Genomic DNA, 17041 nt, shown 5'->3' with positions numbered 1-17041 from the left:
GGACGACCAGGATCCACTCGGTCTCCTTCCCACTTCAACCATACACCAGAACCAACACACAGGATTCTAGGGTCTGCGCTGCGTCGCTTCGCTCCTTGCTCCGCCCTAGAATGACGACCCGGTGTCGGGGAACTGCCTCAGGCTTCCGGAGTTCGCACCGCCGGGAAGCTGACGATCACGGCAAGCCCCGGATTGTTGTCCTCCAGCGTGATCGTGGCGCCATGCAGGTCGGCCACCGCCTTGACGAGGCTGAGGCCGAGCCCGCTGCCCGGCGTCGTGCGGCTGGAATCCAGCCGGTAAAGCCGCTGGAAGACTTTTTCGCGCTCCTCCGCCGGGATGCCGGGGCCATTGTCGCGGACATGGACGAGGATGCGGTCGTCCCGACGCGTGACCGATAGCTCGATCGCCGTGCGCGGCGGGCAATGCCGCATGGCGTTCTCGACCAGATTGGCGAGCATCTGCATCAGCAGGTCGCGATCACCGTGGATAATCCATTTCGCGTCCGGAACGAGTTCTGTGATCAGGGACTTCCCGTCATCCTCCGCGACATCGGCATAGACTTCGCCGATGGTGTCGACGACGTCGCCGACATCGAGATCGACGAAGCGCGCCTTGCGTGCGCCAGCCTCGATCTGAGCAATGCGAAGCAAAGCGTCGAAAGTCTCGTTGATCTGCCGGCTCTCGGCGCGCGCGTCGGCCAGCTCGCTGGCGACATCCTCGCCCGATGCCGTCTTGTCGGCGGCCTGCTCCAGGATCATCTGCAGCCGGTTGAGCGGCGTCTTCAGGTCATGCGCGATATTGGCGCTGACCTCCCGCATCCCTTCGACCAGCGCCGACAGGCGATCGAGCGCGGCGTTCACCTGGGTGGACACGGCGTCGATGTCGTCGCCGTTGCCGATAAGCGGGATGCGCGCGTCGAGCCGTCCGTGCGAGACGTCGACCATGGTGGCGGCAATGCCGTCGAGGCGCCGCTGGACGCGCGCGGCAAGCAGGGCGCCGCCGGCGATCGCGAGGCCGGTGATGAACAGCGTGCCCCAGCCGAAGCTCATCAGCACGATCCTCTTGAGCTCGTCGGTCTCGGCGAGCGAGGAGGCGACCGTCAGGCTGTTGCCGCCGACCTCGCCCGTATAGGCGCGATACATCGTGTCGGGCGGCACGCCCGGCAGTCTGGCGGAGAACATCGAGAAACCGTCGGGCAGGCCGGAAGCGGTGAAATTTCCAGCCAGATGGTTGCCGTCGGGACCGCTCAGCGAGAAAAGCTGGTCCTTGTCCGGGCTGAGGTCGGCATTGTTGTTGACCGAGGCGACAAGATCTTCCTTGTCGTTCTCCGCATAGGCCAGGGCGACGACCGAATAGGTCTCCTTGATCGATTGATCGAGCCGTCTGGCGAGGTCGGCGCTCATCAGCTGGTAGACGATCGCGCCGGACAGGATGAAGGCGAGCACGAACAGGAAGGCAAAGGTCAGCGCCAGCCGGAACGGCGTGCTGCGCAGCAGGCTGACGCGTGTTTCCTTCATCGCCCTAGACGGACTTCGGCCAGAACAGCCATAGCAGCGCCATCGCCGCCGCTATCCAGACCGCGATCATGAAGATCAGGCCGGTAAGGCTGACCGGCTTGGCGCGGCGCGTGGCCTCGTCGCGGAATTCCCGCATGAGTCCGGCCGGGACCAGCTTGACCGCGAGCAGGATGCCGAGCGGAACGATCACAAGGTCGTCCAGATAGCCGATGATCGGAATGAAATCCGGAATGAGGTCGACAGGGCTGAGAGCATAGGCTGCAACCGCGCCGGCCACGGCCTTCGCGTACCAGGGAACGCGTGGATCGCGGGCGGCGAGCCAGAGCGCCACGACGTCGCGCTTCATGCGACGCGCCCATTGTCTTGCAGAGTCCAGCATCGACATACCGCTTATATACGGACAGCCGGCCGGAGGCGCGAGATGCGATCAGGCATGGACCGTCAACCCGGCGCGTGCAGGCTGTAGCCGGTGTTGCGCACCGTGTGGATCAGCGGCGCGTCGAACGGCCTGTCGACCTTGGCCCGCAACCGGCTGATATGGGTCTCGACGACGCTGGTCTTGGGGTCGAAGTGAAAATCCCAGACGCGCTCCAGAAGCATGGTGCGGGTAATCACGCGGCCCTCGCCGCGCATCAGCACCTCGAGCAGGCTGAACTCCCTTGGCTGCAGGTCGATCGCCTGGCCCTGCCTGGTCACGCGCCGCAGGATCAGGTCCATTTCGAGATCGGCGACGCGCAGCCAAGTCTTCTGCTCCTGCGCCGCCGGCCGGCGGCCGAGCGCGTTGATGCGGGCAAGCAGCTCGGAAAAGGCAAACGGCTTGACCAGATAGTCGTCGCCGCCGGCCTCCAATCCCTCGACCCGGTCGTCGACGCCGCCGATCGAGGTCAGGAATATGGCCGGCGTCTTGACGCCCGCCGCCCGCACCGCCTTGATCATCGACAAGCCATCGAGGCCGGGGACCATGCGGTCGGCCACGATCACGTCATAGGCATCGCGGGTGGCGGCGGAGAGCGCGTCATGGCCGTTGCGCAGGAGATCGCAGGCGTGCCCGGCCTCGGTCAGCCCCCTGACGACGTAGTCGGCGGTCCTTGGATCGTCTTCAACCAGCAGAAGTCGCATTTGGCCTATCGTCCGGAGTCCATCGCAATCGGCATGGTAGCATCGGCGATGATCCATTCCCACAAGCCGGACTTACGCATGCCTGTCCGCGGCCTTACAAATTCGTAAGAATGGCCGGAAATACTGCCGAGGCCTCGCCATCGGTCGGGAGAAAGGCTAGTGAGGTCCGACGTCCCTGCGGCACCGGAGTATTGACACCAGTGGCTTACACATCGCTCAAGTCGGCGCCGAAAGCGTTCGACCAGCACAAGCGCCTGATCGTCGTCCAGGTCGCCGCGGTGCTGGCCATCGTGCTGCTGCTTTTTTCCAGGCCGTTTCTCAGCGAAGGCTCGAACGGGCACGAGCTGGTTGAAATGACCGGCTTCGGCCTCGTGCTGATCTGCTTTCTCGGCCGGCTGTGGAGCATCCTCTATGTCGGCGGCAGGAAGAATGACGAGCTGATCGTCTCGGGCCCGTTCTCGATGACCCGCAACCCGCTCTATTTCTTCTCGACCATCGGCGTCATCGGCATCGGGCTGATGTTCGGATCGGTGCTGGCGGCGACGGCGCTGGGCCTCGCAAGCTTCCTTGTCTTCCGCTTCACCGCCGGCCGGGAGGCCGAGTTCCTGACGGCCAGGTTCGGCACCGCCTACACTGCCTATGCCGAGCGGACGCCGCGCTTCTGGCCGAATCCGCTGCTTTATCGCGACCAGGACCATTGGGTCTTTTCTACCAGCGCGCTGAAAAGCACGTTTTGGGACGGGCTCTATTTCCTGGCCTTGTTCCCGCTCATCGAGACGGTCGAGTATTTGCGCGCGGCCGGCATGCTGCCGACCTTGTTCACCGTCTATTAGTTCATCGCGATCGTCATCCTTGGGCGGAGCGGGAAGCGAAGCGTACCGCGCAGACCCAAGGATCCATTCCGTGACGCAGGAGTGCTGCTGCGGTGCAGAATTCTGCTCCGCTGCGTTTTTCGATCAAGGTCACGGAATGGATCCCAGGGTCTCCGCGACGCCGCTTCGCGGCTGCTCCGCCCTGGGATGACGAGGTTCGGGCGGCTTCCGCCAACCTCCCAGCGTTTTGCGCTGATTTCACAGAAAATGAACGCTGATCAGCGCACCTTGCCGCGCGCGCCGCGCCTTGAGCTTTCCAAAAGAATCGCCAGGCAGCCGGCGAGGAGCAGGACGCCGCCGGCGAGCGGCGGCAGCGCCAAAAGCTTCACCGCGGCGGTGATCAGCGCGATCAGGATCAGCGCCAGCAGCGCCAGGCTGCCGTCGTCGACGAACATGCCGAAAAGCTCCTTCAGGACGAGGCGGATAATTTTCATTGGGCAATTCCCCCGGCGGGCACGGCGTAGGTGTTTCGCAGCCGGCGCACGATGGCGAAGGATGCGGCGGCAACGACGGCGAAGATGCCGAGGAGAGCGAGATCCTCTCCAGGCCATTCGGCGCCGAGGCCCTCGCCGGTCCAGAAGATGCCGAAGCTGGTCAGCATCAGCCCGACGACGAATTTGAGCGCGTTTTCCGGCACGCGCGCCAGCGGCCGGTGCACGGCGAGGCCGATCAGCATCACCAGGACGAAGGCCGCCAGCGCGCCGACGCTGGCATAGAGCGTCTGGCCATGCGCCGCGCCGACGGCAATGACGATGAACACGACCTCCACCCCTTCGAGCAGCACCGCCTTGAAGGCGGCGACGCCAGCCAGATAGTCGGCGCGACGGTCGTCGGCCTGGCGGGCGAGCGCGTCGGTTTCCCTGGAGAAGGCGGCCTCTTCGTCGCGCAGCGCGATGACGCCGGCGCTGCGCAGGATCGCTTTCCGCAGCCAGCGCATGCCGAACAGGACGAGCAGAACGCCGACGGCGTATTGCAGCAGGGCGATGGGGACAAGCGCCAGCAGCGGCCCGAAGGCGAGCACCAGCCCCGCTAGCACGGCGAGCGCCAGCGCGGCACCCGTCAGCGCCGGGCGCCAGCCGCGCGTCACGCCGACGGCAAGCACGATGGTGAAGGCCTCGACCACTTCGACGAAGGACGCCAGGAAGGAAGCCGTCACGGTGGAGAGAACGGGTGTCAGATCGTGCATGGAGGATACCGTGCTCCGGCATTTTGCCGCCCGTCATCTGATAACGGCCAGCCTGGCCTTGTTCAATCGGCCATGAAGCCCAAACTATGGCGGATCGGATACGCGCCCGCCCGCCGTATATCCAGCCGTGAGCCGAACTTGCACCGGCGTACCGGCCGGTGCCATAACGCCACGGTTCATCGGGGAATGTGTTCAAGATGACGATACCGTTGCAAGACCTTTCCCTGCGCACTCCCATCGACGGCCGGCACCGCCAGATGCTGATCGGCGGCGAATGGCGCGATGCGGTGAGCGGCCGGACTTTCGAAACGCGCAATCCCGCCACCGGCGGCGTGATCGCTACCGTGCCGCAATCGGACGCGAAGGATATCGACCTTGCGGTCGCCGCGGCGCGCCGCGCCTTCGAAGGACCGTGGAGCCGCTTCAAGCCCTATGAGCGCCAGGTGCTGCTGCTCAAGATCGCCGATGTGATGGAGCGGCATTGGGAGGAGCTCGCGCTCTCCGACACCACCGACATGGGCATGCCGATCACGCGCACCTTGGCCAACCGGAATCGCGTGCTCGGCATGCTGCGCTTCTATGCCGGCATGGCGACGTCGATCCATGGCCAGGCGATCGGCAATTCGCTGCCGGGCGAGATCGTCTCCTATACGCGCAAGGAGCCGGTCGGCGTTGTCGGCGCGATCATCCCCTGGAATGCGCCCACCGCCGCCTCGATCTGGAAGATCGGCCCGGCTCTGGCCACCGGCTGCACCATCGTCCTGAAGCCATCGGAGGAAGCGCCGCTGACGCCGCTCTTGATCGCCGATCTGATGCAGGAGGCCGGCGTGCCGCCCGGCGTCGTCAATGTCGTGACCGGCACGGGCGCGGAAGCCGGCGCGCCCTTGGCCGCGCATATGGATGTCGACAAGGTGGTCTTCACCGGCTCGACCGCCACCGGCCAGGCGATCCTGCGCGCCTCGGCCGCCAACATGAAGCGCGTGTCGCTGGAGCTCGGCGGCAAGTCGCCGGTGATCGTCCTTGCCGACGCCGATATCGAGCGCGCCGTGCCGGTCGCCGCCATGTCGGTCTTCGCCAATTCCGGCCAGGTCTGCATCGCCGGCTCGCGTCTCTTCGTCGAGCGGCCGATCTATGAGGAGTTCGTCGAGCGCGTCGCGGCCTTCGCGGCAAAACTCAGGATCGGCGACGGCGCCGATCCCGAGACCGAAATCGGGCCGCTGATCTCGCCAAAACAGCTCGAACGCGTCAGCGGCTTCATCGAGGACGGCGCGCGCGAGGGCGCCAGGCTGGTGACCGGCGGCACCCGCATCACCGAGGGCGCGCTGGCTGCCGGCAATTTCATGACGCCGGGCATCTTTTCCGGCGTCACCGACAACATGCGCATCGCGCGCGAGGAGATTTTCGGGCCGATCATCTCGGCGCTGCCCTTCGACACGCTGGACGAAGCGGTGCGGCGCGGCAACGACACGCCCTATGGGCTGGGCGCCGGCGTGTTCACGCGCGACGTCGGCAAGGCGCATCAGCTCGCCAACCGGCTGCGCGCCGGCTCGGTCTGGGTCAACACCTATCACGCGATCGACCCTGCCGTGCCCTTCGGCGGCTACAAGATGAGCGGTTACGGCCGCGAGGGCGGCAGCGAGCATCTCGAGGAATTTCTAAACACCAAGGGCGTCTGGATCCGTACTGATTGACGGTCTGTATCCGTTCGGTGTCCGTTGTATCGCGGCACCGCCCTGGCTATCTGCTGGAGCGACAGGGGATTTGAGCGGTCAATGGGCCGCTCCAGCAGGAATGGAGCCATGAAAAAGATCGGATTTCTGTCCTTCGGGCATTGGTCGCCCTCGCCGCAATCGGGCACGCGCTCGGGCGCCGACGCGTTGCTGCAGTCGATCGACCTGGCGGTCGCGGCCGAGGAGCTCGGTGCCGACGGCGCCTATTTCCGCGTCCACCATTTTGCCCGGCAGCTCGGCTCGCCCTTCCCGCTGCTTGCCGCGGCCGGCGCGAAAACCAAGCGCATCGAGCTTGGCACCGCCGTCATCGACATGCGCTACGAGAACCCGCTCTACATGGCGGAGGATGCCGGCGCCGCCGACCTCATCGCCGGCGGGCGTTTGCAGTTGGGAATCAGCCGCGGCTCGCCCGAGCAGGTGATCGATGGCTGGCGCTATTTCGGCTACGTGCCGGAAGAGGGCAAAACCGATGCCGACATGGCGCGCCGCCACGCCGAGATTTTTCTCGATTTGCTGCGCGGAGAAGGTTTCGCGCAGCCCAATCCGCGGCCGATGTTTCCGAACCCGCCCGGGCTGCTGCGCCTTGAGCCGTTCTCGGAGGGCCTGCGCGAGCGCATCTGGTGGGGTGCCGCGACCAATGCCACTGCCGAATGGGCGGGCAAGCTCGGCATGAACCTGCAGAGCTCGACGCTGAAGTTCGACGAGGGCGGCCAGCCGCTGCACATCCAGCAGGCCGAGCAAATCCGCGCCTTCCGTGCCGCCTGGAAGGAGGCCGGCCACGCCAGGGAGCCGCGCGTGTCGGTCAGCCGCAGCATTTTTGCCTTGGTCAACGACATGGACCGCGCCTATTTCGGCAGCAGCGAGGGCCAGGATCATTTCGGCTATATCGAACCGGAGAAGCGCGCCGTCTTCGGCCGCACCTATGCCGCCGAACCGGACGTGCTCATCGAGCAGCTCAGGGAGGACCAGGCGATCGCCGAGGCCGACACGCTGCTCATCACCGTGCCCAACCAGCTCGGCGTCGACTACAACGCCCATGTCATCGAGGCGATCCTGAAGCACGTCGCGCCGGCGCTCGGCTGGCGGTGATTTTCACGAGCTGACCTTCAACCCGACGACGCCGAGGATCGTCACGGCGGCGAAAACGAGGCGGACCGCGTCGGTGCTTTCGCCGAACAGCACGATGCCGGCGGCTAAAGAGCCGACGGCGCCGATGCCGGTCCAGACCGCATAGGCGGTGCCGAGCGGCAGCACGGTCAGCGCCTTGGTCAGCAGCGCGATGAAGATGACCAGCAGCACCAGAGAGACTGCCGACCAGACCGGCTCGGAGAATCCCGCCGACTTCTTGGTCGCCAGCGCCCAGCCGACGTCGGTGGCACCCGAGATGACGAGCAGCAGCCATGCGAGCGACTGGCTCATGCGAGCCTCGCCGCAAAGCTGGCAGCGAGCCGCCGCACCTCGCCTTCGGTCCGCCTGGCTCCGGCTTCCATCGCTTCCGGCAGACCGATCGTGGGCGAGACATGCGCGATGTCGGCGTCCTTCAAGCCGATGAAGGCAAGCGCGGTGCGCAGGTAAGGCGTCGCGAGATCCGGCCGGCCATGGCTCGGACCTTCGGTGAAGTCGCCCGAGGTTGCCATGAGGACCGCAGTCGGCCGCGCGCGCAGTAGAGGCGAATAGCCGGTCGCGGGGTTGAAGGAAAAGCTCAGGCCCGGCTGCGTCACCAGGTCGAACAGATGTTTCAGCCGGTATGGCACGCCAAGATTCCACATCGGCGTCGAGATCAGGATCGCGTCGGCCGCGTCGAGCCTCGCGACATAGTGGCCGATCAGCTTCCAGGCCCGGCTTTGCGCGTCGGTCAATGGCGTGTTGCTAAGCTTGGCGTATTTGGCGTCGATCGCCGCGCCGTCGAAGGTCGGCAGGATGGCGGTCCAGATGTTGAAGTGGTCGACCTCCATCTTCGGCAGTTGCTCTTTAAGCTGTGCGAGGAAATTTCTCGCGGCCTTGCTCGACCAGGACCGGTCGGCGCGCGGCGAAGCTTCGATGTGCAGGATGCGGCTCATGTCTTTCTCCGGTGAGGCTGCTGGTTTGTTTCCGGATCGCGATATATGTTCGCAGGGATGCGAGCGCATTTAGCAATTTCGCTATTCTCGCTCGCAGGGATGCGAATATGATCGACTATGACGATGTGCGGCTGGTTGCGGCGATCGCGGCGGCGGGCGGCGTGCGAGGCGCGCAGGCAAGGCTCGGCACCCATATCGCGACCATCTACCGGCAGCTGAGGGATCTCGAGCGGCGAATCGGCGGCGCGCTGTTCGAGCGTCTCGGCGACACTCTTGTGCCGACCGGTAGGGCGGAGCCTTTCCTCGAAGCGGCGGACGATTTGCGGGACCGGCTAGCCAAGGTCGAGCGCCGCGTGGCGGCGCTGGACGACCGCCTGGTCGGAACGCTCAACGTGACGACGGCGGACACGCTGCTGGAAACCGCCTCAGCCTGTCTCAAGGCGTTCAGCGCCGCGCACCCCGGCATCGCGCTGTCGCTGGAAGTGAACAACGGCTTTGCCGATCTCGGCCGGCGGGAAGCCGATATCGCCATCCGGCCAACGCTGACGCCGCCGGAAACGCTTGTCGGCCGGCGCGTGGCGCGCTTTTCCTATGCCGTCTACGCAGCCGATGTGTCGGCCGCCGGGGGCTGGATCGGCTTTGACGCTGTCCTGTCTGCCCTGCCGGCGGCACAATGGCTCAAGGCGAATGTCACGGAGGACGAGATCAGGCTAAGGGTCAATAGCCTGACCGCCGCCGCGGCGGCCGCCGAGGCCGGCTGGGGACGGGCGTTGCTGCCGGATTATCTGGGCGCCGCGCGCCGGCTGGCGCGCGCCGGCGAAACCATCGATGCGCTCGCCTCGGAACTGTGGGTGCTCTACCACCCGGACCTCAGAGGAAATCCAAGAGTGCGGGCGTTCAGCGATTTTTCGGCAAAATGGCTGCGGGCGCGGTTGAATGCCGGCGCTCAGGGGCTAGGACAGCCGAACGGTTGAGCTGTCACAGCCGAGGCCGCGCTCCATCTCTGTCTTACCATCGATATTGACTCCTGATAAAATTGCACCCTAGTCTGCCGCGTAATCGGTTACGTAACCGATTACGGCTCAATCAAAGTGGAGGAGAGCATGAGCAAGATTTCACACACACTTGGGCTTGGCCCGTTCTCGCGCCGCCAGTTCCTTAAGACCAGCGCGCTGGCGGCCGGCGCGCTCGCTTTGCCGCTTGGACCGGCGCTCGCCGCCGACAAGCCGAAGGTCGGTCTGGTCATGAAGTCTCTCGCCAACGAGTTCTTCAAGCAGATGCAGGCCGGCGCGGAGGAGTACGCGGCCAAGAACAAGGACAAGTTCGATTTCGCCGCCGTCGGCATGAAGGACGAGCGCGACTTCGCCGCCCAGGTCGACGCCATCGAGAACTTCATCACCCAGAACTACAACATCATCGTGGTCGCGCCCGCCGATTCGAAGGCTATGGTGACGCCGATCGCCAAGGCGCTGAAGGCCGGCATCAAGGTCATCAACATCGACGTCGCGCTCGACGAGGAGGCCAAGAAGAAGGCCGGCGTCGATCTCGCCTTCTTCGGTCCGGACAACCGCGCCGGCGCCAAGCTTGCCGGCGACGCGCTCGGCAAGGCGCTGGGCAAGGGCGGCAAGGTCGTCATCCTCGAGGGCAATCCGGAGGCCGACAACGCCAAGCAGCGCAAGCTCGGCTTCGACGATGCGGTGAAGGAGCACGGCCTCGACCTGCTCGACTCCAAGACCGCGCATTGGGAGACCGAGGAAGCCAACACGCTGATGACCAACTTCCTGACCCAGCACCCGGATATCCAGGGCGTGATGGCGGCCAACGATTCGATGGCGCTCGGCGTCGTCAAGGCGATCGACGCGGCCGGCAAGTCCGGCCAGATCAAGGTCGTCGGCTTCGACAACATCCCGGCCGTCGGTCCGTTGCTGAAGGAAGGCAAGATGCTCGCCACCGTCGAGCAGTACGGCGCGCAGATGGCGGCGATGGGCATCGACTATGGCATGCGCGAGCTTGCCGGCGAGAAATTCTCCGGCTGGGTCAAGACCGACGTCAAGCTGATCACCGCCTGAGGCGAGCAGGGTGCTGGGACTCCCTCCGGCGCTCGCTTGTCTCGTCGTCGCCGCCGGCAAACCGCCGGCGGCGATGGATCGCGCATTCGCACCGCCTTTGCGGTAGAAGAGCGCTGTTCAGGATTGCCGCTGCATGGACGATGTGATTCTTTCCCTTGAAGGGGTCGGGAAGATCTTTCCCGGCGTCGTCGCGCTAAGCGAGGTCTCGCTGTCGATCGCGCGCGGCGAGACCCATATCGTGCTGGGCGAGAACGGCGCCGGAAAGTCGACGCTGATCAAGCTGCTCGCCGGCATCTACCAGCCGGACGCGGGCACGATCGCCTTCAACGGCCAGCCCTACCAGCCGAAGACGCCGCACGATGCGCAGCAGCGCGGCATCCGCATCGTGCATCAGGAGCTCAACCTTTTACCCTATCTCAGCATCGCCGAGAATTTGATGCTGGAAAGCCTGCCGCGCCGCGCCTTCGGCATCGTCGACAGCAAGGCGCTCAACCGACGCGCCGTCGCGCTGCTGAAGGAGGTCGGCCTCGACGTCGACCCGAGGACACGGGTCGAGGCGCTCGGCGTCGCCCAGATGCAGTTGGTCGAGATCGCCAAGGCGCTGAGCTACGACAGCAAGCTGCTGGTGCTGGACGAGCCGACGGCGACGCTGACGCCGCCCGAAATCGGGCGGCTCTTTTCCATCATCAAGCGGCTGAAGGCCAAGGGCGTCACCATCATCTACATCTCGCACCGGTTGCACGAAGTGTTCGAGATCGGCGACCGGGTGACCGTGCTGCGCAATGGAAGGCTGGTCGCGAGCCGAGACCTCCATGGCCTCAGCGTGCCGGATATCGTGCGCATGATGATCGGCCGCGACATCGCCGACGAATTCGGCTTCGATGCCAGGGTCGTGCCGGGCAAGGTCGCGCTCAGCGTGACCAATCTGAAGCGCAGCACCACGACGCCCGAAATCTCCTTCGCGGTCCGCCATGGCGAGATCCTCGGCGTCGCCGGCCTGGTCGGCAGCGGCCGCACGGAAGCGATGCGGGCGCTGTTCGGCGCCGATCCCAAGCTTGACGGCGTCGTCGAGATCGACGGCAAGCCGGTGGCGATCGCCGCACCGAAAGATGCGGTGCGGCATGGGCTCAGCCTGCTCACCGAGGACCGCAAGGGGCAGGGCCTGCTGCTCGACCTGGCGGTCGACAAGAACATCACCATCACCGATCTGGGCAAGGTCTCGCGCCACGGGCTGGTCAACCGCCGGGCGGAGAGTGCGGCAGCAAACGATCTCGTTGGCCAGCTGCGCGTCAAGGCGAGCTCGATCGAACAGGCGGTGCGCAATCTCTCCGGCGGCAACCAGCAGAAGGTGGTGCTGGCCAAATGGCTGTTCCGCGGCACCTCGACGCTGATCCTCGACGAGCCGACGCGCGGCGTCGACATCGGCGCGCGGCGGGAGATCTACCAGCTCTTGTGGATGCTGGCGGCGCAGCAAAAGGGCATCATCATGGTCTCGTCCGACCTGCCCGAGTTGATGGGCATGTGCCATCGCATCATCGTCTTTTCCAGGAACAAGATCGTCGGCGAGATGCCGCGCGCCGAATTCGACCAGGAGCGCATCCTGTCGCTCGCCTATCAGGAGTATGTTCGACCATGAGCGAGACGTCCGAATCCCTGGTGGCGGCGCCTGTTTCTCCTGGACGGGCGAAGTTCCTGCGCTTCCTGGTCCGCGACGCCGGCGTGCTCTTGGCCCTTGTGCTGATCACGCTGTTCTTCTCGGTCACAGCGCCTTATTTCGCCACGCCCGGCAATGCGCTGAAGATCTTCGTGCAGATCGCCATCAACACCGTTCTGGCGGCTGGCATGACCTTCGTCATCCTCACCGGCGGCATCGACCTTTCGGTCGGCTCGGTGCTGGCGCTCTGCACCGTGGTCGGCGCCACCGTCATGATCGATGAGAGCCTGTCGCCGGCCGTCGCGATCACCCTGGCGCTGCTCGCCTGCATGGCGACGGGTGCTGCCTGCGGCTTCCTCAACGGCTGGATCTCGACGCGCTGGAAGATCCCTTCCTTCATCGTCACGCTCGGCATGCTCAACATGGCCGCGGGCGCTGCCCGCGTCGTCAGCGACAATTCGACCATCACCGGCCTGCCGCAAAGCTTCGTCGATTTCGGCAATCTGATCATCGGCGGCTTCCTGCCCTCGATCTTCCTGGTCGCGGTGCTGGTGATCGCGGCCGGCTGGTTCGTGCTGCGCTTCACCGTTTTCGGCCGGATGATCTTCGCCGTCGGCACCAATGACGAGGCGGTGCGGCTCTCCGGCCACAATCCGGATTTCTACAAGGTCGCCGCCTTCACCATCAGCGGCCTGACGGCCGGCATCGCGGCCATGGTTTATCTCTTGCGCCTCAACATCGGCAGCCCGATCGCCGGCGTCGGCTACGAGCTCAACGCCATCGCCGCCGTCATCATCGGCGGCACCAGCCTCAGCGGCGGCAAAGGCTCTATCATCGGCACGCTGGTCGGCGCCTGCATCCTGCAGGTCTTGAGCACCGGGCTGCAGCTGCTCGGCGTCGGCGACAATTTCAAACCGATCGTGATTGGCCTTGTCATCGTGCTGGCCGTCATTCTAGACGCGTACCGGGAGAGGCTGTTGCGCAAAATCCGTTAAGGGAGCGCGGGGACCAGGGACCATGACGACGATTGCAGATGTCGCGCGCTATGCGGGGGTGTCCGTCGCAACGGTCTCGCATGTGATGAACCGCACGCGCCATGTCGAGCCGGAGACGGCCGAGCGCGTGCGCGCGGCGATCGCGGCCCTGCGCTATAGCCCGAACTCGCTGGCGCGCAGCCTGAGGCGCGGCGAGACCAAGACCATCGGCCTGTTGCTGCCCGACAATTCCAACCCGTTCTTCGCCGGCGTCGCGCGCCAGATCGAGGACGCGGGCTTCGTCGCCGGCTATACGGTGATCCTGTGCAATTCGGACGGCAGCGCCGAGAAGGAGGAGCGCTATCTGTCGGTGCTGATGGCCAAGCAGATCGACGGGCTGATCTTCGCCGGCTCGTCCGACCATGCGCGCGTGTTTGCGAGCCTTTCCGCCGCCGTGCCGGCGGTGCTGCTCGATCGCGAGATCCATTCCGTCCATGTCGATTCCGTGCTGGTCGACCACGACCATGGCGGCTATCTCGCCGGCCGCTATCTGGTCGGGCTCGGCCACAAAAAGATCGGCGTCATCGGCGGCCCGCGCGATTCCAGCTCCAGCCCTGCCCGCGTGCGCGGCTTTGTCCGGGCGCTCGAGGAAGCGGGCCTCGAACTGCCGGCATCATCGGTGGTCGATTCCGACTATCATTTCGCCGGCGGCCGGCTGGCGATGGAGCGGCTGATGGGGCAGGCGCCGGATATCACGGCCGTGTTCGCTTGCAACGACCTGATGGCGATGGGCGCCATCATCGCGCTGCGCTCTCGCGGATTGCATGTCCCCGACGACATGTCGCTGGTCGGTTTCGACGACATTCCCTATGCGGTCACCACCTGGCCGCCGCTGACGACGATCGCGCAGCCGGTCGAAAAGATCGGCACGCGGGCCGTGAGCCTGCTGCTCGAGCGCCTCGGCGAGCCGACCGCGCCCTCGCGCCGGGAGGTGCTGGCGCCTGTGCTCATCGAAAGGGAAAGCTGCGCGGCTTTGCGCAAGTAGCGCGTGATCTCCCCCCTTGAGGGGGAGATGTCGCCGAAGGCGACAGAGGAGGTCGCTGCGCATGAAGCGCCAACCTCCATCTGCACAAGCAGCCGAGCCCAGTCGGACCGACCCCCTCTGGCCTGCCCGTCCTCCGCAGCAGCTGCGCTGCAGCTGCGGAGGGTGGACCGGCCATCTCCCCCTCAAGGGGGGAGATTACGAGCTCATTCCCTCACGCCGCCGGCTGCATGGCGGCCCTCAGCAGCATGCCGAACAGATCGCGCGGCTCGTCGGGGTCGGCGAGCAGGTCGAGCTCCTCATAGAGGCCGGTCGCCTGGAGCTGGTCGCGGACATAGCGCAGCGCGGAAAAATCTTCCGTTGCGAAGCCGACGGAATCGAACAGCGTGATCTGCTCCTTCGTCTTGCGGCCCTGCGCCTTTCCGGTCATCACCTGCCACAGCTCGGTCACCGGATGGTCGGCGTCGAGCTGCTGGATCTCGCCCTCGATGCGGGTTTGCGGCGGGAACTCGACGAAGATGTCGGAGCGCAAGAGGATGTCGCGATGGAGCTCCGTCTTGCCGGGGCAGTCGCCGCCGACCGCGTTGATGTGGACGCCGGAGCCGACCATGTTGTCGGTGAGGATCGTGGCGTACTGCTTGTCGGCCGTCACCGTGGTGATGATGTCGACGCCTTCCACCGCATCCTGCCCGGTCGAACAGATCGTGATGTCGAAACCCTTGGCCGCCAGGTTGCGGGCGCATTTTTCCGAGGCCGAACGGTCGATGTCGTAGAGCCGCAGCTTATCGACGCCGAGCAAAGCCTTGAAGGCGATGGCCTGGAACTCGGACTGGGCGCCGTTGCCGATGATGGCCATGGCTTGACTGCCCTTGGGGGCCAGATATTTGGCCGCGACGGCGGAAGTGGCTGCGGTGCGCAGCGCCGTCAGGATCGTCATCTCGGTCAAGAGCATCGGATAGCCCGAGCCGACATCGGCGAGCACGCCGAAGGCGGTGACGGTCTGGCGGCCCTCGCGCATGTTCTTCGGATGGCCGTTGACATATTTGAAGCCGTACATCTTGCCGTCGCTGGTCGGCATCAGCTCGATGACGCCGTCATGGCTGTGCGAGGCGATGCGCGGCGTCTTGTCGAACAGCTCCCAGCGGCGGAAATCCTCCTCGATATAGGCGGCGAGCTCGGTGAGGAACCGCTCGACGCCGATGGCGAGCACCAGCTTCATCATGCGGTCGACGCTGACGAAGGGGACGATGGCAAGGCGGGAGGGCTGGGTCATGGTCAGAGGCTTCCGGAATGGCTGCGGGTCGGGCGGTCCATGATGCGGCGGCCCATCAGGCTGGCGGTGAGGTCGACCATCAGCGTCGCGGTGCGGCCGCGCTCGTCCAGGAACGGGTTGAGCTCGACCAGGTCGAGGCTGGAGACCAGGCCGCTGTCGGACAGCATCTCCATCACCAAATGCGCTTCGCGAAAAGTGGCGCCGCCGGGGACGGTGGTGCCGACGGCGGGCGCGATCGACGGGTCGAGGAAATCGACATCGAGGCTGACATGCAAGAGCCCGTTCTCCTTCTCGACGCGCGCCAGGAAGGCGCGCAGCAGCGGGGCGATGCCGTGCTCGTCGATGGCGCGCATGTCGTGCACGGTCACGCCAGCCTCCTTCAGCGCGCGGCGCTCGGCCGGATCGACGCTGCGCAGGCCCATGGTGCAGACGTGGGCGGGGTCGACCGCCGTGGGCAGGTCCGGGAAATAGCCCGAAAAACCCGGCCGGCCGCTGGCATAGGCGAGCGGCACGCCGTGCAGATTGCCGCTGGTGGTGGTGTCGAGCGTATGGAAATCCGGATGCGCGTCGAGCCACAGCACGAAAAGCGGCCGGCCCCGTTCGGCGGCGCGGCGCGCCACGCCGGAGACCGTCCCGGCGGAGATCGAGTGGTCGCCGCCGAGGAAGATCGGCATGGCGTCGCTCGACGCCGTATAGGCGGCCTCGGCGATCGCCGACGTCCAGGCGGAAATCTCCGGCAGGGCCTTGAGCGCAAGATTGCCGTGGACGACGGCGCGCGCCTGGGCCGGCTGCACCGCGCCCCAGTCCTCGACCTCATGGCCGAGTTCCGACAGCATCGAGACGAGCCCGGCGGTGCGCAGCGCGCTCGGTCCCATTTCGCATCCCATCCTGCCTGCGCCGTCCTGTACCGGCGCGCCGACGATCCTGCAGCGCATGATTCTTTTTAGCCCTTGCGATTGATTGAAGGATTGAACCATCGCTGCCTGGCGGTTTGAATAGGGAAAATTGGCATTTCGAAAAGATCAATCTATCATATTGGACAGATGATTTGATCGAAATGGAATAGCATGGACGCGCTCGACGAAAGGCTGGTGACGCTTCTGAGGCACGATGCGCGGCGCAGCGTCTCCGATCTCGCGCTCGATCTCGGCGTCTCGCGCGCCACCGTCAGGGCGCGCATGGAGCGGCTGGAAAAATCCGGTGAGATCATCGGCTACACGGTGGTGCTGCGCGCCGACGCGGTCGATCAGAAGATACGCGGCGTGATGATGATCGAGATCGAGGGCCACGCCGCCGACCGCGTGATCAGGGCGCTCGGCGGTTTTCCGGAAGTGTCGACCATCCACACCACCAACGGCCGCTGGGACCTGGTGGTCGAGCTCGGCACCGCATCGCTGACCGATTTCGACGCCGTGCTGCGGCGGATAAGGCTGATTCCAGGGATAACGGGAAGCGAAACCAGCCTGCTGCTGGCGACGCCGCGGACGACGAGGGCCAGGCTGGGGTAGGAGGCGGAAGCTACTTTCGGAGCGTCGGCCCCAAACG

The 17041-nt window shown here is 65.5% G+C and carries 18 protein-coding genes; 9 read left to right on the top strand and 9 right to left on the bottom strand.

Features of this window, described 5'->3' with window-relative positions:
* Positions 1 to 137: 137 nt before the first annotated feature.
* The 3 genes from ABID26_RS30810 to ABID26_RS30800 are packed head-to-tail and all read right to left on the bottom strand — an operon-like array spanning position 138 to position 2636.
* Complete coding sequence (locus ABID26_RS30810; protein WP_354417374.1) at positions 138 to 1517, bottom strand: sensor histidine kinase; 1380 nt, start codon at positions 1515 to 1517, stop codon at positions 138 to 140.
* Positions 1518 to 1521: 4 nt separating this feature from the next.
* The gene (locus tag ABID26_RS30805; RefSeq protein WP_126097058.1) at positions 1522 to 1902 is read right to left on the bottom strand and encodes a YkvA family protein; all 381 of its coding nucleotides are present in this window, start codon (positions 1900 to 1902) and stop codon (positions 1522 to 1524) included.
* A 56-nt stretch (positions 1903 to 1958) separates the two neighbouring features.
* Positions 1959 to 2636 (bottom strand): winged helix-turn-helix domain-containing protein, encoded by a 678-nt coding sequence (locus ABID26_RS30800; RefSeq protein ID WP_126097057.1) that lies wholly within the window; start codon positions 2634 to 2636, stop codon positions 1959 to 1961.
* 200 nt (positions 2637 to 2836) lie between these two features.
* On the opposite strand from ABID26_RS30800, the gene ABID26_RS30795 reads away from it, so the two are divergent.
* Positions 2837 to 3469 carry a methyltransferase family protein gene (locus ABID26_RS30795; RefSeq protein WP_126097056.1) on the top strand — a complete coding sequence of 211 codons (633 nt, stop codon included), beginning with the start codon at positions 2837 to 2839 and terminating at the stop codon, positions 3467 to 3469.
* A 257-nt stretch (positions 3470 to 3726) separates the two neighbouring features.
* On the opposite strand, the gene ABID26_RS30790 is transcribed toward ABID26_RS30795, so the two are convergent.
* Both ABID26_RS30790 and ABID26_RS30785 read right to left on the bottom strand, forming a co-directional pair.
* Positions 3727 to 3942, bottom strand: coding sequence for a hypothetical protein (locus ABID26_RS30790; protein ID WP_126097055.1), 216 nt, complete (start codon positions 3940 to 3942; stop codon positions 3727 to 3729).
* Positions 3939 to 4694 carry a COG4280 domain-containing protein gene (locus ABID26_RS30785; RefSeq protein WP_292304186.1) on the bottom strand — a complete coding sequence of 252 codons (756 nt, stop codon included), beginning with the start codon at positions 4692 to 4694 and terminating at the stop codon, positions 3939 to 3941. The genes ABID26_RS30790 and ABID26_RS30785 overlap by 4 nt, the downstream gene beginning before the upstream one ends.
* A gap of 197 nt (positions 4695 to 4891) precedes the next feature.
* On the opposite strand from ABID26_RS30785, the gene ABID26_RS30780 reads away from it, so the two are divergent.
* Together ABID26_RS30780 and ABID26_RS30775 are read left to right on the top strand one after the other, a co-directional pair.
* Positions 4892 to 6385 (top strand): aldehyde dehydrogenase family protein, encoded by a 1494-nt coding sequence (locus ABID26_RS30780; protein WP_126097053.1) that lies wholly within the window; start codon positions 4892 to 4894, stop codon positions 6383 to 6385.
* 108 nt (positions 6386 to 6493) lie between these two features.
* Complete coding sequence (locus ABID26_RS30775; protein WP_126097052.1) at positions 6494 to 7513, top strand: LLM class flavin-dependent oxidoreductase; 1020 nt, start codon at positions 6494 to 6496, stop codon at positions 7511 to 7513.
* A 3-nt stretch (positions 7514 to 7516) separates the two neighbouring features.
* Here the strand turns inward: ABID26_RS30775 and ABID26_RS30770 are convergent, their stop codons facing one another.
* Together ABID26_RS30770 and ABID26_RS30765 are read right to left on the bottom strand one after the other, a co-directional pair.
* Positions 7517 to 7843 carry a DMT family transporter gene (locus tag ABID26_RS30770; protein WP_292304193.1) on the bottom strand — a complete coding sequence of 109 codons (327 nt, stop codon included), beginning with the start codon at positions 7841 to 7843 and terminating at the stop codon, positions 7517 to 7519.
* On the bottom strand, positions 7840 to 8484 hold the full coding sequence (locus ABID26_RS30765; protein WP_189521417.1) for an FMN-dependent NADH-azoreductase: 645 nt from the start codon (positions 8482 to 8484) through the stop codon (positions 7840 to 7842). Before ABID26_RS30765 ends, ABID26_RS30770 begins: the two co-directional genes overlap by 4 nt.
* Positions 8485 to 8591: 107 nt before the next feature.
* Here ABID26_RS30765 and ABID26_RS30760 point away from each other — a divergent pair, with 107 nt between their 5' ends.
* From ABID26_RS30760 to ABID26_RS30740, 5 genes are all read left to right on the top strand, one after another.
* The gene (locus ABID26_RS30760; RefSeq protein ID WP_292304195.1) at positions 8592 to 9458 is read left to right on the top strand and encodes a LysR family transcriptional regulator; all 867 of its coding nucleotides are present in this window, start codon (positions 8592 to 8594) and stop codon (positions 9456 to 9458) included.
* Positions 9459 to 9587: 129 nt separating this feature from the next.
* A complete protein-coding gene (locus ABID26_RS30755) occupies positions 9588 to 10553 on the top strand; it encodes a sugar ABC transporter substrate-binding protein (protein WP_126097048.1) in 966 nt (321 codons plus the stop codon).
* Positions 10554 to 10686: 133 nt separating this feature from the next.
* Positions 10687 to 12189: a sugar ABC transporter ATP-binding protein gene (locus tag ABID26_RS30750; protein WP_126097047.1), complete on the top strand. Its 1503-nt coding sequence runs from the start codon at positions 10687 to 10689 to the stop codon at positions 12187 to 12189.
* Positions 12186 to 13202 carry an ABC transporter permease gene (locus ABID26_RS30745; protein WP_126097046.1) on the top strand — a complete coding sequence of 339 codons (1017 nt, stop codon included), beginning with the start codon at positions 12186 to 12188 and terminating at the stop codon, positions 13200 to 13202. The genes ABID26_RS30750 and ABID26_RS30745 overlap by 4 nt, the downstream gene beginning before the upstream one ends.
* Positions 13203 to 13224: 22 nt before the next feature.
* The gene (locus tag ABID26_RS30740; RefSeq protein WP_126097045.1) at positions 13225 to 14226 is read left to right on the top strand and encodes a LacI family DNA-binding transcriptional regulator; all 1002 of its coding nucleotides are present in this window, start codon (positions 13225 to 13227) and stop codon (positions 14224 to 14226) included.
* Positions 14227 to 14437: 211 nt separating this feature from the next.
* Here the strand turns inward: ABID26_RS30740 and ABID26_RS30735 are convergent, their stop codons facing one another.
* Positions 14438 to 15496: an ornithine cyclodeaminase gene (locus tag ABID26_RS30735; RefSeq protein ID WP_126097044.1), complete on the bottom strand. Its 1059-nt coding sequence runs from the start codon at positions 15494 to 15496 to the stop codon at positions 14438 to 14440.
* 2 nt (positions 15497 to 15498) lie between these two features.
* A complete protein-coding gene (gene rocF, locus ABID26_RS30730) occupies positions 15499 to 16431 on the bottom strand; it encodes an arginase (RefSeq protein WP_354417369.1) in 933 nt (310 codons plus the stop codon).
* Positions 16432 to 16563: 132 nt separating this feature from the next.
* Here rocF and ABID26_RS30725 point away from each other — a divergent pair, with 132 nt between their 5' ends.
* A complete protein-coding gene (locus ABID26_RS30725) occupies positions 16564 to 17004 on the top strand; it encodes an Lrp/AsnC family transcriptional regulator (protein ID WP_095782813.1) in 441 nt (146 codons plus the stop codon).
* The last annotated feature ends 37 nt before the right edge of the window (positions 17005 to 17041 follow it).

Origin of the sequence: Mesorhizobium shonense (assembly GCF_040545255.1) — a bacterium.
Taxonomy (GTDB): Bacteria; Pseudomonadota; Alphaproteobacteria; order Rhizobiales; family Rhizobiaceae; genus Mesorhizobium; species Mesorhizobium shonense.
The sequence above is the reverse complement of the archived record's forward strand: the minus strand, read 5'-3'. Positions and strand labels throughout refer to the sequence as shown.

Bases quoted from the DNA above. Each gene is read 5' to 3' on its own strand.
- ABID26_RS30770 (WP_292304193.1), bottom strand. From the start codon at position 7,843: ATGAGCCAGTCGCTCGCATGGCTGCTGCTCGTCATCTCGGGTGCCACC.
- rocF (WP_354417369.1), bottom strand. From the start codon at position 16,431: ATGCGCTGCAGGATCGTCGGCGCGCCGGTACAGGACGGCGCAGGCAGG.
- ABID26_RS30805 (WP_126097058.1), bottom strand. From the start codon at position 1,902: ATGTCGATGCTGGACTCTGCAAGACAATGGGCGCGTCGCATGAAGCGC.
- ABID26_RS30750 (WP_126097047.1), top strand. From the start codon at position 10,687: ATGGACGATGTGATTCTTTCCCTTGAAGGGGTCGGGAAGATCTTTCCC.
- ABID26_RS30760 (WP_292304195.1), top strand. From the start codon at position 8,592: ATGATCGACTATGACGATGTGCGGCTGGTTGCGGCGATCGCGGCGGCG.
- ABID26_RS30735 (WP_126097044.1), bottom strand. From the start codon at position 15,496: ATGACCCAGCCCTCCCGCCTTGCCATCGTCCCCTTCGTCAGCGTCGAC.
- ABID26_RS30775 (WP_126097052.1), top strand. From the start codon at position 6,494: ATGAAAAAGATCGGATTTCTGTCCTTCGGGCATTGGTCGCCCTCGCCG.
- ABID26_RS30790 (WP_126097055.1), bottom strand. From the start codon at position 3,942: ATGAAAATTATCCGCCTCGTCCTGAAGGAGCTTTTCGGCATGTTCGTC.
- ABID26_RS30765 (WP_189521417.1), bottom strand. From the start codon at position 8,484: ATGAGCCGCATCCTGCACATCGAAGCTTCGCCGCGCGCCGACCGGTCC.
- ABID26_RS30725 (WP_095782813.1), top strand. From the start codon at position 16,564: ATGGACGCGCTCGACGAAAGGCTGGTGACGCTTCTGAGGCACGATGCG.
- ABID26_RS30810 (WP_354417374.1), bottom strand. From the start codon at position 1,517: ATGAAGGAAACACGCGTCAGCCTGCTGCGCAGCACGCCGTTCCGGCTG.
- ABID26_RS30745 (WP_126097046.1), top strand. From the start codon at position 12,186: ATGAGCGAGACGTCCGAATCCCTGGTGGCGGCGCCTGTTTCTCCTGGA.
- ABID26_RS30780 (WP_126097053.1), top strand. From the start codon at position 4,892: ATGACGATACCGTTGCAAGACCTTTCCCTGCGCACTCCCATCGACGGC.
- ABID26_RS30740 (WP_126097045.1), top strand. From the start codon at position 13,225: ATGACGACGATTGCAGATGTCGCGCGCTATGCGGGGGTGTCCGTCGCA.
- ABID26_RS30800 (WP_126097057.1), bottom strand. From the start codon at position 2,636: ATGCGACTTCTGCTGGTTGAAGACGATCCAAGGACCGCCGACTACGTC.
- ABID26_RS30785 (WP_292304186.1), bottom strand. From the start codon at position 4,694: ATGCACGATCTGACACCCGTTCTCTCCACCGTGACGGCTTCCTTCCTG.
- ABID26_RS30755 (WP_126097048.1), top strand. From the start codon at position 9,588: ATGAGCAAGATTTCACACACACTTGGGCTTGGCCCGTTCTCGCGCCGC.